Below are 18,810 nucleotides of genomic sequence, written 5' to 3' on the forward strand. Positions count from 1 at the left end.
ATTGGTTATAGTAGACGATGTTGAAAACGAATTGGAGGAAAAAACAGCTATGAATTTTAAAAAGATGATGATGGTAATTGTTAGCTCAATGGCTTTATTTACCACAATGAATCTGGGTAGTTTGGTTAACGTTGACACTACCGCTACTGAAGTTGCTAGTGCTAAAACCCGTGTTTATAAGTCAAAACTATCTAAGGCCAATCAAAAAGCCAAAGCTTGGATTGCTTATCGTGAATCTCGTGGTTCATACACTGTACGTAATGGTATTTACATTGGCCGTTACCAATTAACTAGATCATACCTTAAGGGTGACTACTCTAAATATAATCAAGAAGTAACCGCAGACCGTTATGTTAAAAACCGTTACGGTAGCTGGGTTAATGCTAAGAGACATTGGCAATACTACGGTTGGTACTAAAAAGCCAGCTAATTATTAAAGGCCGAAATAGGAAACTATTTCAGCCTTTTTTGTTGTGCAAATCTAATTATTCGGTAAGACCCGAATAATTAATTAATAATTAGAAAATTACGGACCTATTTTCGGAATTAACCCAAATATTTTTTAAGTTGCCAGCTTATTATTCGGAATTGGCTGTTGAAGTTCATCATGAGAGATGATAATATAGTTCTAATTTAAAAAAACGAATAAACCGGAGGGTATCATGAAAAATGTTTCTGTTTCAGGTGAAAACTCGATTGGCCGCAATGCAATCTTAGGATTGCAACATTTACTGGCAATGTATGCTGGTGATATCTTGATACCATTGTTAATTGGTGGCGCCTTGCATTTTAATGCCGTCCAAATGACCTACTTGATTTCCACCGATATTTTCATGTGTGGGGTGGCAACCTTTCTGCAAATTAAACGGACTCCGTTAACAGGAATTGGGTTACCCGTGGTTTTGGGATGTGCTGTTGAATACGTTGCACCGTTAGAAGCCATTGGTAAAAATTATGGGTTAGCCTATATGTACGGCGGTATTATCATGGCAGGAATATTGGTGATGTTGTTAGCAGGACCATTTGCCAAGCTACGACGCTTCTTTCCACCAGTAGTAACTGGTTCGCTAATCACTTTGATTGGTTTGACTTTAATTCCCGTAGCCTTCCAAAATATGGGTGGTGGTGATCCTACGGCTAAAAACTTTGGTGATCCCACACAACTAGGGTTGGCTGCTTTCACAGCGGTAGTAATTATCGTAATTAATATTTGGGGACGCGGATTTTTCAAGCAAATTGCGATTTTGGTAGGAATTTTGGCTGGAATGCTACTAGCAATTGGTTTGGGAACGGTTAATTTTCATTCTGTGGGCACTGCTCAGTGGCTTTCATTACCTCATTTCTTTTATTTTGCTACTCCCAAATTTGAATGGTCTTCTGCGTTATCACTGGCTTTAGCGGCTATTACTTGTATGATTGAATCTACCGGAGTTTACTTTGCTATGGCTGACATTGTGGGCACTAAGTTAACAGACGATGATTTAAAACGGGGTTATCGTTCAGAAGGATTATCAGCTATTTTGGGTGGCTTGTTTAATACCTTTCCATACTCTACTTTTTCTCAAAACGTAGGAATTGTGCAGTTATCAGGGATCAAAACGTTGGCACCAGTTTACTATTCTTCCGGGATGTTAATGGTGATTGGTTTAATTCCGAAGTTTGGAGCTGTCGCAACGTTGATTCCCACTTCCGTGTTAGGAGGAGCTATGCTGGTTATGTTTGGCATGGTAGGCGCTCAAGGAATTAAGATTTTGTCTCAAGTGGAATTAAATAATAAAAACCTTCTAGTGATTGCAATTTCGGTGGGGCTAGGAATTGGGGTTACCAGTGTACCCGCATTATTCCAACAATTACCAGCTGGCGTTCAAACATTACTTAGCAACGGCATGGTGATTGGTGGGATTACCGCTGTATTACTAAATGCCTTATTAAATGACACCCGAATTAAAGAACAAGTTGAAGAATAAAAAAAGAAGTCAGAATTAAATTCTGGCTTCTTTTTTTATTATTTTAAGTCGTTAACTACGTTAGTAACGATATCCACTAGGTCACTCACTGGTTCTGAGTTTTGCTTAGTTTTAACGTAGGAAACACCGAAGTTAGAAGTGAAAGTATCACTTGGAATTTCAATCAAGTTAATATTTTGCTTCGTTTCTTCATCTAGTTCCTCAATGCTTAAGAGGTGCTTAGGAGTAATGATGGCTCCTAATTGCTTCAATGCTAAGGCAGTTGCCAAGTGAATGTCTGGAACTTCAATGCTGTATTCCACTGAAATACCGTGGTCAGTTAAGAAGTTGTTAACCATTCGTTGGTAATTACTATCGTGTGGGATACCAATGAAGGATTCGCCACCCATTTCTTCAATCTTTTCATTAGAATAACTAGCCCAAAGGGTGCCTTCTTCAAATTGGCTAGATTGACGTGGAACAATTAAGACTAATGGAAAATCTGTAATTGGTACGTATTCAATCTTATTATTGTGAAGCGGTTGACCCATGAAGAAGTCTAGGGAACCTGACAAAAGGCGATTTTCAGCATCTCTGCTAGTGATTTTAAGGAGTTGGGCGTGAATTTTAGGATACTTGTTATAAAATTGGGTCAAAACAGGTTTGAAAATTCCGTTATCCAAAACTTCGTTAGAAGCGATAGTTAAATGACCGTACTTAAATTCTGACAAGTGAGTCATTTCTCGATCTAAGTTCGAACGTAAGCGATTTTCTTCTTGCAAGTAACTTAAAAGTCGTTCACCTGCGTAAGTAAGTTGGATAGGGTGAGAGGAACGGTCAATTAATCGAACCCCAAATTGAGTTTCAGCGTTTTTAATTACCCGGCTGATATAGGGTTGAGTGACAAAGAGAATTTCGGCCGCCTTAGACATATTGCCTTGGGCCTTAATTTCTTCTAGGAACGATAACAATTTACGATTCATATGAATATAATCTCCTTTTATAAACACAATTGTATAGAAAAAATAAGTAAATCGTCGTAGGGTTAGCGTAATGCGTCCCGATTAGCAACGATGATCATTCCTTATAGTAACGATACGATCAGTGTAACGTAGTCTATAAAATTATAGCAACTAAGTGATACCTAGTAAAGCGCTGTAACCAGAATGAAAACAACTCGCAAAACGGATAAAACCATTGACTTTCTTTTCCAATATGGTATTCTTCTAAATGGTAATAGTTACTCTTTAAAAATAATAACTTGGAGAAAGAAGGAATAATTATCGCAAAGAAGTCAAAGATCGCAAAGGAACAAAAAATCGAACAAACGGTTTTAAAATACGCAGCATTAAGAGCGGAACTGAAAGCTAACCACGACTACGTAGCTTTGAGTCGATTGCCTAAAAATGCGTCCCCCGTTAGACGTCACCGTCGAGACACCCTCGACGGTCGCCCACGTGGCTACATGCGTAAGTTCCAATTATCCAGAATTAACTTTAGAAAATTAGCCCACGAAGGCCAATTACCTGGAGTTAAAAAAGCAAGCTGGTAATATCTTTAATATCTAATAATACATGGCTGGGGGCAATGCTCGCAGCCCTTTTTTTTAATCTAAGGATAATTTTAACATTTGTGAAACTAATGAGAATATTTTGCTACGAAATGCTGATTTGGTGGTAGGATATGAGTGATATTAACTTAGTGAAGTAGGTGAAATTATGGCAAGTGATTTAGCATTTCAAATTCATTTACCGGATCTCAAAAAACAAACCCCGGATTTTTTGGAAACTGTTTATAGTATCGGTAATGGTCACTTAGGAGTCCGTGATTCCAATCCGTTGCAAGGAAATTCGGATTTATATTTAGGTTCTCCCGGTTTGTTTGTAAATGGCTTCTATGATTACTATCCGCTTAGTTATGGGGAAAAATACAGTAATTATCCTGAAAATGATCAAGTAATCAACCGGTTATTTGATCCCCGGTACTTACGAATTAAAATAGGGGATAGTGACTCTGCTACTATCTTTTTCGACAGTAAAATTCTAGATAAAAATCTGGATATGCAAACCGGTAAATTAACCGAAACTTTTGAAGTAACTACACCACTACAAGAACGATTTCATTTAATTGTGGAAAGCTTTGCTAGTTTAGCCGACGATCGGTTATACGGCGTACAGTATACGATCTTGCCGTTGAACTTTGAAGGCTCAATTATGGTTACCAAAGTGCATCCAGACGTTAATCAACTTTCGCGGACATCAGTAAACGACGTGCGCGTCAAGGAAAGTGAAGGACTACTACATGGCTGGCCTTTAGCGGATTCAACCAATCCCGCCATGGTGGTCACAACTGCACGGAGTCAACAGACCTTGACCGCTGCTTGGCGGTTAACTCAAAGTGATGAAACTATTCAGGTTAAACAATTACCTGCTGAAACTCCCGGCTATCAATTAATTACTACCGCCCAAAAAAACACACCGATTCAATTTAGTTTTATGTACGGTCTGAGTTCGATCGCTACTAATACTCTGGAGGCGGATCAAAACTTATTAACGGTAGTGGCACAAAGTGAATTTCAAGCAGAATGGCAACGTTCTGCTCAACAGTGGCAAGTATTTTGGCAACATAGTGACATTGAAATTGATGGAGACCCAGACGTGCAAAATAGTTTGCGATTCAACCTCTTTCAGTTAAATCAATCTGCAGGTCGTGATGGGCTAACTAACATTCCCGCCAAAGGATTGACTGGCAATGGTTATGGTGGTCAATATTTTTGGGACACGGAAATCTTCATGTTGCCATTTTTTATTTATACACAACCGCAAACCGCACGCAAACTACTGCAATTTAGAGCGAAAACTTTAGATGTTGCTTTACAACAAGCACGTGATTTAGGCTTTGCTGCTGGGGCCACCTTTGCTTGGCGGACTATTAACGGTCGGGAAGCTAGTTCGTACTGGCCGGCTGGGTTAGCCCAGTTTCATATTAATGCGGACATTGCCTACGCGGTGGATCATTATGTGACGGTGACTGACGATCAGGACTTTTTGCAGGAAAGTGGATTTGAGATTATTTTGCAAACTGCGCGCTTTTGGTTAGAATACGGCAACTACACAAAAATTGATGGCGTCAATCGGTTTGTAATTAATACGGTGACGGGGCCGGATGAATATAGCGATTTGGTAAATAACAATTACTATACTAACGTTATGGTGCAACATAACTTAGCCAGTGCCGTAGAATATGCTCAGCAGTTACAACGTAGTAACCCGGACTTATTAACTAAGTTAGTAGTAACACCAGCTGAAATTCAAAGTATGGCGGATGCCGCTAAGTTAATGGTATTACCTTATGATCAAGGAATAGAAGTGAAACTACAATTCCAGGGCTTTGAACAATTATCTCGGTTACCATTAGCAGATATTGATAAGGGCCGTTTTCCGTTGTTGCTACATTCTCACCCGTTGACGTTATACCATTACCAAGTCAACAAGCAGGCCGATACTATCATGGCGGATATTTTATATCCGGCTGGTAATTCACTTGCCCAGCAAACGCGAGATTATGAATTTTACGAACCCATTACTACTCATGATTCCAGTTTATCGCGCACCATGTTTGCGATTTTAGCCGCTAGAATTGGTCGTGATACCGCTGCTTATGACTTCTTTACTCAATCGGTTCAAACTGATTTACGCGACTTACAGGGGAACACAGCTAACGGCGTTCACGCTGGTAACTTAGGTGGATCGTGGATGGACGTGGTTTATGGCTTTGCCGGTTTAGTTAACAATGCTGATCAGTTTACGCTAAACCCTAATTTACCTAAGCAATGGCAACGCCTAAGCTTTAAACTACAAATCGAAACTAGCGAATACCAATTTGAAATTCAGCCGCAACAAGTTACTGTTCAATTATTAACTGGTCCAGGAATGCCAATGGTAATTTGGGATAAACCGGTTGTTTTGAATGCCAAGCAGGATACTCAAATAGTTCAACGACCAGCCGTTTAGTTACCAAAATTTGTATGGTATACTTTTAAATATACGAGATAAGACTGGTTAGCGAATTTTTAACCAATTGAGTGCAAAGCGAGGAACAAAATGAAAAAAGAAGCCCGGCAAGCCCGAATCGAACAAATTATTAACCAAGAATCAGTTGCCACTCAAGAAGAATTGATGGCTAAGTTAAAAGAAGTGGGAATTGATGTTACTCAAGCGACGCTGTCACGCGATATTCGGGAAATGAAAATTGTTAAACAGCCAGATAGTTTTGGTAACCCGCATTATACAATCTTTAAAAGTGGTAACCAAAATGAATTAACTAGGTTGCAACGCATGATTAACAGCACCGTAACGGAAGTCACCCAAATCGAATTTGTGAACGTCATTCACACTCAACCTGGTTATGCTAACGTGTTGGCAGCCATTGTCGACGACGTTAAGTTAGAAACGGTCACGGGCACCTTGGCCGGGCATGATACTATCGTTTTGTTTAGCCCTGGCGTCGACCAGGCTACCAAGTTAAACCAATTTATCAATGAATATACTACGGAACTATAATTAACAACTCCCGGAATATCTTAATAACTATTCTGGGGCCTTTTTTTATAGTTATTCCGTAATTAACAAATATCTAACTTTCTTCAAATATACAGCTCGTTGCATAAAAATAAATTAAAATCACTACTTTTAAGCAAAATATTTTAAACGATGTGAAAATATTCCAAATTTAAGTTAAGCACCTATCTCATTTAGTTTGAAGTGCCAAATTTTTGGCATTTTAAGTTCATAAAAACGGTTACTCTAAATACACTAAACTGTACAAGGGAGGACTTTTTTATGACAAATCCAATTCATATTTTTTCAGAAATCGGTAAATTACAAACGGTAATGTTGAAACGACCAGCGGATGAAGTTCAAAATTTCACACCGCAGATGATGCAACGGTTATTATTCGACGACATTCCTTATTTGCCAATTGCCCAAAAGGAACATGATCAATTTGCCCAGGTTCTCCGAGATAACGGCGCTAATGTCTTGTACTTAGAAGAATTAGTAGCCGAAGTGCTTAATGGGCAGCAGCCCGAAGTTAAGCAGCAGTTTGTTAAAACGATTTTGGCTGAATCGGGGCATACTAGAGGAGCAATTACCGCTGCCTTAAATGAATTTTTGTTGAATATGCCTACCGATTTAATGGTTGCTAAAATCATGGCTGGAATTAGAAAATCAGAATTAGACGTAGGAGCTTGGAGTTTAGTTCGGGCGGCCGAAGATGAAGACTATCCGTACTATTTGGACCCAATGCCTAACCTGTACTTCACTCGTGACCCATCAGCGTTTATTGGTAGTGGATTGACTATTAATAACATGACCTTTGCGGCTCGTAAACGCGAATCGTTGTTCACGGAATTAGTGATTAATTATCACCCAATGTTTGCTGGGCAAAGCATCCCGGTCTGGCGGGACAGAAATCAAATTGGGCGCATTGAAGGTGGCGATGAACTGATTTTAAACGATCATGTTGTGGCAATCGGCATTTCGGAACGGACCTCTGCTGAGGCTATCGAAGACGTTGCCCGGAGTTTGTTTGCCGCTGGTCAATTTGATACGGTCTTAGCGATCTCGATTCCTAAGACGCATGCAACAATGCATTTAGATACCGTCTTCACCATGGTAAACCATGATCAATTTACCGTTTATCCTGGCATTTTAGACGCTAAGGGAGACATTGATACTTGGGTTATGCATCCTGGTGATGGACAGCATGACTTACGGGTGACCCACCGCACAGACTTAAAGAACGTGTTAAAAGAAGTGCTTAACGTCAGTGAATTGGATATGATTCAAACCGGTGGTGGTGATCCAATTATTGCCGGTAGAGAGCAGTGGAACGATGGTTCAAACACGTTGACGATCGCTCCTGGAGTAGTGGTAACTTACGATCGTAACTTCGTCTCTAATCAATTATTAATTGAGCACGGTATTAAAGTGTTAGAAGTAGCATCTAGTGAATTGTCTAGGGGACGGGGCGGCCCTCGTTGCATGAGTTGTCCAATTGCGCGAGCTGATTTATAGAATTAAAAAAGGGCTTTAACGGTTATTCGTTAAAGTCCTTTTGGTTTGGCATCTATTCGTGATTGGGGTACACTTTAATCAAAATAGTAGTTGGGGTGATTCACAATTGAACATGACGCCAAAACAACAAATTTTACTAACCAAGTTGCAACAACAACCAGAATTTAGTGCGCTATCGTTGTCGGAGTTAACTCAAATCGCTAATCGAATGCAATTTCAAAACTACCAACGAGGAGAACTGTTATTTGAGCAGGGAATGCCGCGGAAGTGGTTTTATTTTGTGATGTCCGGTTTGGTCCGTTTATTTCACAGAAATGTGGATGGCTTAGAACGTTTTTATGCTTTTCGGCATCGGGGTGGCGTATTGCCGCTGGTAGGGATGTTGACCAATAATGATTATGCTTACGTAGCTGAAGCTAGCACTACGGTGGAAGTTGCGGCAATTCCCATGAGCTGTTATGAACAAATTGTGCGGGCTAACCCTGCTGGTTTAGCTAATTTGGTGCGGTCGATGGGCGCAGTGATTGATCTAACCGAAAATGAACTTCAATTAATGGTTACTAACAATGCTAAAGAGCGCCTACGTCAGGCTATTTGGTTTGTAGCTCAGCAAATTGGCGAACCAGATAGTAAACAGCAACGGGTAAGAATTAACTACCCGATTGCCATTACCGAATGGGCCCAAATTAGTGCGACTAGTCGAGAAACTGCTAGTCAGGTTTTGCAAAAGTTAAAGCAACAGGGACAGATTACATATGAACGTAAATATTTAACCATTTTAGACGCGGATTTAGCTGTTGAATTATCGTCCTAGCTGATGCAGATCGCCAAAAATGTTACAATGTTTCTATCGCAGATAGATGAAGTGGAGAACTAAACATGAAACAACTATATTGGGATAGTGTCGAAGAAGAACAAAAATTCTTCTTTACGATGACCAAGCGGGGGGTTAACTTTGTTTCCAGTCCCGGCCGCTTTTTATCCGAAATCTATGACTTTTATCCTGGCCAAGAATATGACTTGGAATACAAATACGAAGAAGAGCAAACCAAACCAGTTAAGGAACAATTAGAAGAATATTTGACTGGTAAACGAGAAGAATTTGATGTGCCGTTGGATTTGACTGATACCGGAACTGAATTTCAACAACAGGTTTGGCGAGCCATCCAAACCATTCCCTACGGCCAAACAATTACCTATAAACAATTAGCTGAACAAATTGGTAAATCTAGTGCCATTCGGGCAGTGGGGAATGCGGTAGCGATGAATCCCTTATTAATTTTGGTACCTTGCCACCGAGTAGTTAAAGCCAATGGTGATTTAGGCAAGTATCGGGGCGGGGTAGCTGCTAAACAAAAATTACTAGAATTAGAACAAACCGTAATTACAAAAAAAGCGGCCCCTCGTCGGTTACCGCTTCCGCTTCTTAATCAATTAAATAGACCTGGTCTTTAATTAAATCAAATGGTTGGTGGTGCCGATTAAGCTTTTGGGTGGCAGCTGGTTCAATGTAGTTAGCTAGTTGCCAAAATGCAGCTGAATTGGTAGCACCATTTTTTTCACCAATTACAATTAGTTTAAGATCTGGATTAGGTTGTTCGCGAATGGTTTGCAATACTTGCTGATCAATATCTAAGCCGTCTGGGGACCAGCTCATAATCACATAATCTACGGTAGCTTGGTACTTCTTAATGGCAGCTAATGCATCTAGTTTTTCGACCGTGGTGACTTGGTGGTTTCCGGTTTGGTTTTCGCTAGTCCAAGCTAAGCTATCAGTAGCGATGACTGGTTGCTTGAGGTCTTTAAGGCCTTTGGAAATATAACCATTTCCAGCCATGATTTCTAGGACGCTGTGTCCGTTGACGTAGTCGGCTAAGTCAGCTACAAATGGCGCAGAAATATACGCCCACATGCCATATTGATCTTCCAAGTAATCCCTAAACGAACGTAAGTCTTGGTCTAACTTGGGGAGGGCGGCACTTAAAGTGTCCCACATTTGATCACCCTTAGGATCTTTAGGGGCAAATTGAGCATTGATTTGATTAAAAATTTGATCTTGAATATCATCTGGTAAAATCAATTCTGGTAAGTCTTGAGGTAGTAGTCCCTGAGCGATTAAGCGATCAGCCTGTAAAACGTTATTCACTAAGAATTTAACTGTCGGATAGTCTGCAAATAGTTGACCATAGCGAGTCATTCGGTCAATATAAGCAGTTTGCGGTTTAGCTTTAGTGGTCACTTTATGGTTTTTGAGTAATTTTTTACGTTGCTTATTGGAAACCATTAGTTTTCTCCGTTTCTATCTGCTAGACCTAAATCTAGTTGAATATCTGTATCTTGGGCAATATGTCGTTGCTCTTTTCCGTGAAGGTAACCTTCTATTAATTGGTAAACTTCATAGCGATCTTGGCCAGTTAAAAGTTGTTGGTTAAAGGTTAATTCCTTCCCAGAAATAAATAATCGGCTTAGATCAGTCTGACTATTCTCGGTTAAACCGGTAATGTAATCCATAGAAACGTTAAAAAAACGAGCTAATTTTTGAACTTCTAGGTACGAGGGAGTTCTTACGCCACGTTCCCAGTTACCAATTTGAGAAGACGTGTTTTGGTGTTCTGGGGCTACTGGAAATTGTTGGTTTAAAGCGGTAGCCAATTCAGCTAAAGTAATTTTTTGCCCTTTGCGTAGAGCGCGCAGTCGTTCTGGAAACATGTGATCACCTTCCTATTCGTTTCTATTATACTGCTTTTATGGGATTTGAAAAACTATGCGATGCTTGCACCGGGGGAAATTGACGCTTATAATTTAGTAACTGTAAATTAAAGATTAATGGTGAATATATGAAGAAAAAAACAAAACGATGGTTAATTGGTGCAGGTGGCATCTTAGCTTCAGTGGTAGTTGGGATTGTGGGCGCTGGATTATATTTCTTCCAAGTGGCGGTGGTTCCCAGTCCCAAGGCTTTTTTGAGTAAGGACCAAAAGATTACTAAGGCTAGCACCTTATACCCAGCTCAACAATGGTATCAACAAGCTGATAAACAACGGTGGTATGAGACTGCTACCAGTGATAACTTGAAATTAGACGCCTACTATATTCCAACTGCTAAGCAGACCAAGAAGACAGCGGTGATTGCGCATGGCTTTATGGGCAACAAGGATAAAATGTACCAGTACGCTTATATGTTCCATCAATTAGGGTACAATGTCTTGCTGCCAGATGATCGGGCCCATGGTGATAGTCAAGGAAAGTATATCGGTTACGGTTGGCTAGACAAGGGTGATTACGTCAAATGGATTAAACAAGTTGTTGCCAAAAATGGTACTGATTCTCAAATCGTGATGTTTGGGACCAGTATGGGAGGCGCCACTACCATGATGGTTAGTGGTGAAAATAACGTCCCTAAACAAGTTAAGGCATACATTGAAGATTGTGGTTACACTAGTGTTTACGACGAAATTAAGTACGAAGCTCAAGAACTTTATCATTTGCCAGAATGGCCAATGGTACCGGTGGTGAGCGCCATTTCTAAGGTTAAGGCCGGATATTCATTTGGTCAGGCCAGTGCTTTAAAACAGGTGAAGAAAAACCATAAACCGATGTTATTTATCCATGGTTCAGACGATCATTTTGTACCTACCCGAATGGTATACCCACTATATCACGCTACGAAGGGACCTAAGGAACTACTGATTGTCAAAGGCGCGGCTCATGCTAAGGCTTATGAAACTGATCCACAGTTATATACGCGCACCGTTCGCGAATTTTTGGCGCGATACGTGGACTAATTGCGGTATAATGGTATAGAACTAGACTAAAATTAAAATTTTGACATTAATATTAAAGTAAAGGAGGGAAGGAATGCTATATCTAGGTTTATTGATTTTGATAATCTTAAGTGGCACTTTGGGTGCTTACATGCAAACTAAAAAGCAACGAGCAGAAGTGGCTGCAGCAAAACTGCAGGCTGCTAAAATTAAGCAGGCTGGCGAAATTCAAGGCCAACAAAAAGCACAACAAATTTTAGCTAAGAACACTAAACAAACTGCTAATTACCAACAAAATATCACTGACGAGCTAGATAGCTTTGCATTGGATAATCAGACTCGCCAAGATCGAATTGATCAACGGGAAAAGGCCTTGGTTGCTGCTAGAAGTCATTTGGACGAGACCGCAGAACGACTCAACGCGGACCGAGATAAGTTAAACGAAGTGAAGCAACAAATCGAAACTACTAAAGTAAGTGCAGACGAGTTGTTAACTAAGCGAACCGATACTTTAGAAACTCAGGCGCAGTTAAAAGTGACTGAAGCTCAACACCAAATCTTAAGTGAGTTAGATCAACAATTGCAACATGAACAACAAGCTAACTTACGTTTCCAACGAGAAGATGATGAAAGCAACGTCACCAAAATGAGCAAGCTATTGGCTACTGATGCTATTCAACGCGGACCAGTTGACTTTCCCAGAGAACATACAGAACATACAGTTTCAATCCCGGAAGCAGATGTGCGCCAAAAATTGTTGGACCACGATGAACAAATGTTACGGTACTTAGAGGCTGTCACCGGAACGGATTTGATTTTTGATCCCAATGCAGAAACTGAGCTAGAAATTGTGACTGGTGATCCGTTGCGTAGAGAAGAGGCTAGAGTAGCCTTGACCAACTTGGTAGTAGGCCACCAATGGAACACTTTGGCAATTGAAAAAGCCATTGATGATGCTCGCCAAACGGTAATTAACGAATTGCATCATACCGGTGAATCTGTGGCTGTTAAGTTGCATATTGGCTGGATGCATCCTGATTTGATGAAACTAGTTGGTCGGTTGAAATTTAGAACTAGTTACGGGCAAAACGTGTTGAACCATTCCATTGAGGTGGCCCAGATTGCGGGTGTTCTAGCGGCTGAATTAGGTATCGATGAGCAATTAGCTCGGCGGGCCGGCTTGCTGCATGATATTGGTAAAGCAATCGATAGAAATATTGAAGGAACCCACGTAGAATTAGGGGTTCAGTTAACCGAATTATACGACGAAGATCCAGCGATTATTAATGCCATCGCCGCGCACCACGGAGATACGGAATCAACTAGTCCGATTGCAGCATTAGTTGAAGCTGGAGATTCGGTTTCTGGTGGTCGTCAGGGCGCTAGAAGTGAGTCAGCAGAAGAATATATTAACCGCCTACGCAGTTTGGAACAGATTGCTAACAAGCAACCAGGAGTGAAGGAAAGTTATGCTATTCAAGCTGGTCGAGAAATTCGGATTATCGTAGATCCTAGAAAAATTGATGATCAAGCTAACCAAAGCTTGACTGAAGAGGTTCGTGATGAAATCGAATCTGAATTAACTTATCCCGGTAAAATTAAAGTTACCACGGTTAGAGATTTTCGTACCACGGCTTACGTGGGGGCGGAAAAGAAAACCAAACAGAAAAAAAGAGCATAAAAAAAGAATGACGAAAGTCATTCTTTTTGTTTGCCAATAACTTTGAAATTGTGATTATTGGTTGCCGTTACGACGGGATTAGCTTTTAAGTATTCAAAAATTAGTTGGCTCATAATAGTGGTGTCACTACGTACAATTTTACTTTCATCGAACATGGGATAATGGCCACCACCGGTAGCTCGATATTTATTAAGGGCGATCTCTAAAATCGTATCATCCATTAAATCCGTTCCTTGGTACTTCAACTCTGTAACCCGTTGACCAACGGGCTTAGAAATATCTAGGATATAGTCCACGCCTTCGTACATATCGTAATTGTAAAAGCGGTGTTTGGGAAAAAGGAAGCGGGGATTAACGATCACTTCTCCGGCATCGTTTAACGAGAAATACTGAGCGGAGACTTCTAAAGCCGCTCGTAGATCCGCCCCGGTAACTTTAACTGCCGCTAATGAGTTAGGGTAGACATAGTTAGTAATAACATTACGCATAGTAATTGGATTTTCAAAGCCATGAGCTTCGTTATTATATAGGGCAGTTGCTGAAATATCAGTATGCATAGCTGCCATTTGCACTTTTTGAATAAATTCGATAAAGGCCGTTTCTGACTTGCGAACTGCGTTGGGGTCTGAAAAAGTGAGATCCCCTACGATGTTAGCTAGCGGTTGGTCTAACCACCCCTCTAACGTATGCTTTAAAGGTTGAATGCTAGATGCTACGTTTGAATCAATATCAACGTCGGTGCACGGTAGCAATTCGGCAGAATTTTCCAGAATAAACGAAGTTTGTTTTTCTAGTTCTAACGAAATTTTACCGACAAATTCCCCCCGATGACCAGGTTGAATATATGGTACGCCAAAGAGTTCCCCAGCTAACTTTCTGTGTTGGTGACCCGTAACTAAAGCGTCGATGCCCGGAACTTGTTCTAATAAGGCATAGCCTTCATTTTCACCAGGAGTAATATCCGTCCAAGTACCAGAAGTGTCACGTTCGAACCCGCCATGGTAGACCACTACAACTACATCAGCATGTTTTTGTAGGTAAGGAACGTAACGCTGAGCCGTCTTGACTGCCGATAACAAATGAAAATTATTTAATTGATTAATGTTTTTCCATTTCCGGGCACTGGTAGTTGTTAAGCCTAAAATACCGATTTTGATGCCAGCCCGTTGGATGATTTGGTATGGTTCTCCGATTAAAGGATTTTCTTCATCATCAACGATATTAGCACACAAAAATTGCCGGTTTGAATTAGCCATGGCGGTTTCTAAGTAGTCCAAACCAAAATCAAATTCGTGGTTACCGATAGTGCCAATATCATAGTTGACTTGATTATAAGCATCAGTAAAAGCCATTCGTTGCAGGGGTTGAGCTCGTTTAGCAGTAAAGTACGCTAAAGGAGAGCCTTCCAAAAAATCGCCATTATCAACGGTAACGACAATTTCATCGGGATGCTCTGCTTTGTATTGTGAAATTACGCTGCTTGCTTTTTCCAGCCCATAAGGCTTATTTTCCGCTAACTCCACAAAATTAGTGGGAGGAATAAAACCGTGGGTATCACTGGTTGCCAAAATAGTTAATTTCATACGCTCACCTGTCATAAGTTTAATGTCTAAATTATAAGCAACTTAGCAAGTAAAGTAAAACTTTTCAACTAGATTAGTCCTGAAAAGTCCTAATAATTTAGCCTTCTGCGTCACTAATATTTTGCATATAAACTAACTGGTCGGTAGAGATACTTTGGTTGAGCTGATCTGCTTGTTCCTTGGTAATATTTTTTTGAGCGTATTGGTCAGCCACGTATGAGTATTCGTTTTGTAGTGCTGAAATAAAAAGTTGAATTCGCCGGTCATTATCAGCTTCGGAATTGTTAATTCGTTCGTGTTGCACATTATAAAATCGGCGAATAAAAGCCACTGCACTGGCATTTTCTTTGGTTTCAATTTGTGCTAACAACTTAGAAACGTTTTTAAACGAAGTATTTTCTGCTAACTTCATTTGGTTTTGGAAGTCAGCGATGTTTTTCTTACCAGCTTCAGTTTTAGAATATTCTAGTATGGTTTGCTTGCGTTCTCGGAATTTGCGCCGCGTTTTAAGACTTTTAGGTGAAAAGTGCTTAAGCCAGAACCGTAAATAATTACTAAAATGGCGTTTACTAGACATCGAAGCTCGTTGGGCAATGATGTTAGCAACTTTGGTATCAATTTGGCCCTGATTACTTAAATCAGTTAGAGTTTGTTGGACAGTCTGAATAGTTTGTTGCATTAATTGCATTACCTGCTTACGGTCCACCTGTTGGCCTTTTTGACTGATCAGGGTATCAATAACGTAGTCTCTATCATGTGGATTGGCAGTTGTGTTATTTTTAAGCTGTTGAATACTATAATCAACCATTTGGTTCCGATAAGTAGCGATGGAGTCTTGGTCTAGTTGGGTTACTTTAGGTAGCAATAGTGGCAATACTAGCGTTGGCATTAATAAACTTAATAGAATCACCATTGCGGCTAGAAAAATTAATTCATTACGAAATGGAAACGAGTGACCGCTTAACGTCAAGGGGATAGAAAGAGCCATTGAAAGGGTAATCGTTCCGTGAATACCACTAACGGCCATAATAAAGGAATCCTTGCTGCTGGGCCGCATTCGAGAATTACGACCACGGTGATTTCTATTATTAGTATAGTGAATCTTACCACCACCTAAGCGCACCCAAACATAACGGATAATAACCATCATGACATATAAAATAATGGCCAAGAAAACAAGTAATCTGATTTGCATGGAAGAATAGTTAGCTACATTGGCAATCACCGTAGGCAGGGTAACCCCTAATAAAACGAAGACGAAGCCGTTCAAAACGTTAACTAAGATACTCCACGTAGCGTTACTAACTACCTGCACGTTAGTGGAAGTTAATCTTAATCGGTTTCTGGCAATTCCAAAAACAATCCCTGCTGCTACATCGGCTAGAATTCCAGAACATCCGAAAGTTTCAGCCACCAAGTAAATTGCAAAGGGGGTCATAATGCTAAACGGTACGATGACGCTGGTAGTGTCCATAGATTGTTTAATGAACCAGCTTTGGACTTCGGTAAAGAAATACCCAAGTAATCCCCCTAACACTAGGCCGCCAATAAAACTGACTGCGAAACTTTTGAGACCGTTAGTTAATGAAAAATTACCGGTAGAAAAGGCTACGAGGGCCAAATCAAAAATGACGATCCCGGAAGCATCGTTAAAAAGCGATTCATTTTCCAGGGCGGAATTTAAGCCACTAGGAACCTCTAAATCACTAGTAATCGAACCTAAAGCTACCGAATCCGTAGGCGTAATAATTGCTGCTAATGCAAATGTTAGTGCTAATGGTAAAGTGGGATAGATTAGGTGAGTTAATATCCCAATTCCAACTGCGGTAACCAGAGCTAATCCTACTGAAAGAGACAGCACTTGATTGACTGAGTGCTGCAAGTTTCTAAAATTGGTCGACTGCCCATCGCTAAAAAGCAACGGAGCGATAATGATCAACATAAACATCTCTGGGTATAAGACATAGTGGTGAAATAATGGTAAAAATGATAGTAACAAACCTGCTCCGATTTGATAAAACGCCAATGGGATTTGGGGCCATTCTGTATAGATGATATTAGCTGCTACCGCTGCTACCACCAACAAAGAGACCGAGTAAAAGATTTCCATGCAAAGAACTCCTTATGTAATTACTTCTAAATTTAATTATAGAAATAAAAATTCAAAATAACAAATAAATACATAATTTCTTCATATTTTTATCGAAAAAATACTAAAGGTGGTTGACAATTATAATTGGTATGGTAGGATAAGTTTGTAGATAAATAGAGTAATGCAACGTAATGTTGTTTGGTTGTATTTCGGGGAAAGTCTATTAACTACATAGTTCGTGATAAGGGGTGGATTTTTATGCTAAACTTATATGTAGCACCAAGTAGCGCATCAAGTCGGAAGGCACGGGCATGGTTAACGGAACACAATATTGATTTCAAGGAAAGAAATATTAATTCCAAACCACTAAATACCGATGAGGTAAAACAAATTTTACGATTAACTGAAAATGGTAGTGAAGATATCATTTCTACACGCTCAAACATTTTCAAAAAATTGAATTTGGATATTGATAACTTATCAGTTTCTCAACTAGTTGATTTAATTGTTAAATACCCAGATTTAATGAAACGGCCCATCATTTTTGATGATCACCGGTTAGAAGTCGGATTCAATGAAGAAGAAATTCGGCGTTTCTTGCCTCGTGAAGTTCGCGAATCAGAACTCAAGACATTGGAAGCTAGAATTAGCTAAACGGTGTTTTATAGTTAGTTAAAACCGCAAACGGATAGTTTGCGGTTTTATTTTTTAACTGGCGCATTTGAATTTAAGGGGTATACTAATGATGGTTTTTAATTTAGTGATTTACTGAACGATAGAGGAGAGTAGAGAGAATGAATAATGAGATTAAAATGATTGCCCTAGATTTAGATGGGACTTTGCTGACTAGTGACAAAACGATTAGTGATTATACCCAGCAAGTTTTAAAGAACTTACATAGTGCGGGAATTAAAGTAGTTTTGTGTACTGGTCGGCCTATTAACGCGATTTGGCGGTTTATTGAACAGCTGGATTTAGTGGGGAGCGAAGATTATACGATTACGTTTAATGGTGCTCTAGTGGTAGAAAACGATAATAAAACGGAACTATTCAAACAAGGACTGAAAAAACACGATTTTGATCGTCTTCATCGCTTTGCTAAACAAGTCCATGCTCCGTTAGACTTACTAGATTTTGAGCAGGCATACTCATTAACTGATTTGAAACCTTCTAATTATCAAAATCAATTTAAGCCCGGCGTGTTACACTTTGAAGCGGAAAACTACGCTAACATTAGTGACCAAGATGAATTTCCTAAGGCGGTAATGTGTGATTCACCTTCGTTATTGGACGAATATTTAGCTCAATTGCCTGCTGAAGCTAATAAGCACTACCATATCGTGCGTTCTCAACCTATTATTACCGAATTTTTGGCGATGGATATGGATAAACAAGTGGGCTTGAGTCACTTACTAAACCACTTTGGCTGGGACTTTAGCAATCTGATGACCTTTGGCGATGCTGAAAATGATCTAGGGATGATTAAGGCTGCTGGTACCGGAGTCGTAATGAAAAATGGTCAACCTCAAATGCTAGAAATTGCGGACGTGGTGACGGATTTTGATAATGATCACGATGGGGTGGCTCATTATCTTGAAACAGCCTTTGGTTAAATAGTTAAACAAGTAGAGTCAAAATTAATATCAAAAAAGAACTTTGGCATTTGC

At 40.0% G+C, this 18,810-nt stretch carries 17 protein-coding genes; 12 read left to right on the forward strand and 5 right to left on the reverse strand.

Annotated features, from left to right (window positions below):
• The first annotated feature begins 106 nt into the window (after window positions 1-106).
• Entirely contained in the window at window positions 107-418 is a 312-nt protein-coding gene (locus OXT66_RS01820; protein ID WP_419146372.1) for an aggregation promoting factor surface protein, read from the forward strand.
• A 244-nt stretch (window positions 419-662) separates the two neighbouring features.
• Window positions 663-1,967, forward strand: a complete 1,305-nt coding sequence (locus tag OXT66_RS01825; RefSeq protein ID WP_268595365.1) for a nucleobase:cation symporter-2 family protein — start codon at window positions 663-665, stop codon at window positions 1,965-1,967.
• 38 nt (window positions 1,968-2,005) lie between these two features.
• On the opposite strand, the gene OXT66_RS01830 is transcribed toward OXT66_RS01825, so the two are convergent.
• Window positions 2,006-2,929, reverse strand: coding sequence for a LysR family transcriptional regulator (locus tag OXT66_RS01830; protein WP_268595366.1), 924 nt, complete (start codon window positions 2,927-2,929; stop codon window positions 2,006-2,008).
• Window positions 2,930-3,228: 299 nt separating this feature from the next.
• Here OXT66_RS01830 and rpsN point away from each other — a divergent pair, with 299 nt between their 5' ends.
• From rpsN to OXT66_RS01860, 6 genes are all read left to right on the forward strand, one after another.
• On the forward strand, window positions 3,229-3,498 hold the full coding sequence (gene rpsN / locus OXT66_RS01835; RefSeq protein WP_268595438.1) for a 30S ribosomal protein S14: 270 nt from the start codon (window positions 3,229-3,231) through the stop codon (window positions 3,496-3,498).
• A 166-nt stretch (window positions 3,499-3,664) separates the two neighbouring features.
• On the forward strand, window positions 3,665-5,959 hold the full coding sequence (locus OXT66_RS01840) for a glycoside hydrolase family 65 protein (RefSeq protein WP_268595367.1): 2,295 nt from the start codon (window positions 3,665-3,667) through the stop codon (window positions 5,957-5,959).
• Between the two features lie 90 nt (window positions 5,960-6,049).
• Complete coding sequence (gene argR / locus OXT66_RS01845) at window positions 6,050-6,508, forward strand: arginine repressor (RefSeq protein WP_268595368.1); 459 nt, start codon at window positions 6,050-6,052, stop codon at window positions 6,506-6,508.
• A 279-nt stretch (window positions 6,509-6,787) separates the two neighbouring features.
• Window positions 6,788-8,023 carry an arginine deiminase gene (gene arcA, locus OXT66_RS01850; protein WP_268595369.1) on the forward strand — a complete coding sequence of 412 codons (1,236 nt, stop codon included), beginning with the start codon at window positions 6,788-6,790 and terminating at the stop codon, window positions 8,021-8,023.
• A 112-nt stretch (window positions 8,024-8,135) separates the two neighbouring features.
• The gene (locus OXT66_RS01855) at window positions 8,136-8,837 is read left to right on the forward strand and encodes a Crp/Fnr family transcriptional regulator (protein ID WP_268595439.1); all 702 of its coding nucleotides are present in this window, start codon (window positions 8,136-8,138) and stop codon (window positions 8,835-8,837) included.
• A gap of 65 nt (window positions 8,838-8,902) precedes the next feature.
• Window positions 8,903-9,478 (forward strand): methylated-DNA--[protein]-cysteine S-methyltransferase, encoded by a 576-nt coding sequence (locus OXT66_RS01860; RefSeq protein ID WP_268595370.1) that lies wholly within the window; start codon window positions 8,903-8,905, stop codon window positions 9,476-9,478.
• On the opposite strand, the gene OXT66_RS01865 is transcribed toward OXT66_RS01860, so the two are convergent.
• Together OXT66_RS01865 and OXT66_RS01870 are read right to left on the reverse strand one after the other, a co-directional pair.
• Entirely contained in the window at window positions 9,450-10,307 is an 858-nt protein-coding gene (locus OXT66_RS01865; protein ID WP_268595371.1) for an SAM-dependent methyltransferase, read from the reverse strand. The genes OXT66_RS01860 and OXT66_RS01865 overlap by 29 nt on opposite strands.
• Window positions 10,307-10,732, reverse strand: coding sequence for a helix-turn-helix domain-containing protein (locus OXT66_RS01870; RefSeq protein WP_268595372.1), 426 nt, complete (start codon window positions 10,730-10,732; stop codon window positions 10,307-10,309). Before OXT66_RS01870 ends, OXT66_RS01865 begins: the two co-directional genes overlap by 1 nt.
• A gap of 128 nt (window positions 10,733-10,860) precedes the next feature.
• On the opposite strand from OXT66_RS01870, the gene OXT66_RS01875 reads away from it, so the two are divergent.
• Entirely contained in the window at window positions 10,861-11,808 is a 948-nt protein-coding gene (locus tag OXT66_RS01875) for an alpha/beta hydrolase (protein ID WP_268595373.1), read from the forward strand.
• A gap of 73 nt (window positions 11,809-11,881) precedes the next feature.
• Window positions 11,882-13,468, forward strand: coding sequence for a ribonuclease Y (gene rny, locus OXT66_RS01880; protein WP_268595374.1), 1,587 nt, complete (start codon window positions 11,882-11,884; stop codon window positions 13,466-13,468).
• Window positions 13,469-13,485: 17 nt separating this feature from the next.
• On the opposite strand, the gene OXT66_RS01885 is transcribed toward rny, so the two are convergent.
• Window positions 13,486-15,051, reverse strand: coding sequence for a bifunctional metallophosphatase/5'-nucleotidase (locus OXT66_RS01885; RefSeq protein ID WP_268595375.1), 1,566 nt, complete (start codon window positions 15,049-15,051; stop codon window positions 13,486-13,488).
• A 97-nt stretch (window positions 15,052-15,148) separates the two neighbouring features.
• Window positions 15,149-17,161 carry a cation:proton antiporter gene (locus OXT66_RS01890; RefSeq protein WP_268595376.1) on the reverse strand — a complete coding sequence of 671 codons (2,013 nt, stop codon included), beginning with the start codon at window positions 17,159-17,161 and terminating at the stop codon, window positions 15,149-15,151.
• Between the two features lie 240 nt (window positions 17,162-17,401).
• Here OXT66_RS01890 and spx point away from each other — a divergent pair, with 240 nt between their 5' ends.
• Window positions 17,402-17,797 (forward strand): transcriptional regulator Spx, encoded by a 396-nt coding sequence (gene spx / locus OXT66_RS01895; RefSeq protein ID WP_268595377.1) that lies wholly within the window; start codon window positions 17,402-17,404, stop codon window positions 17,795-17,797.
• A 140-nt stretch (window positions 17,798-17,937) separates the two neighbouring features.
• Complete coding sequence (locus OXT66_RS01900) at window positions 17,938-18,756, forward strand: Cof-type HAD-IIB family hydrolase (protein WP_268595378.1); 819 nt, start codon at window positions 17,938-17,940, stop codon at window positions 18,754-18,756.
• The last annotated feature ends 54 nt before the right edge of the window (window positions 18,757-18,810 follow it).

This window comes from Lentilactobacillus senioris (genome assembly GCF_026798195.1).
Taxonomy (GTDB): domain Bacteria; phylum Bacillota; class Bacilli; order Lactobacillales; family Lactobacillaceae; genus Lentilactobacillus; species Lentilactobacillus senioris_A.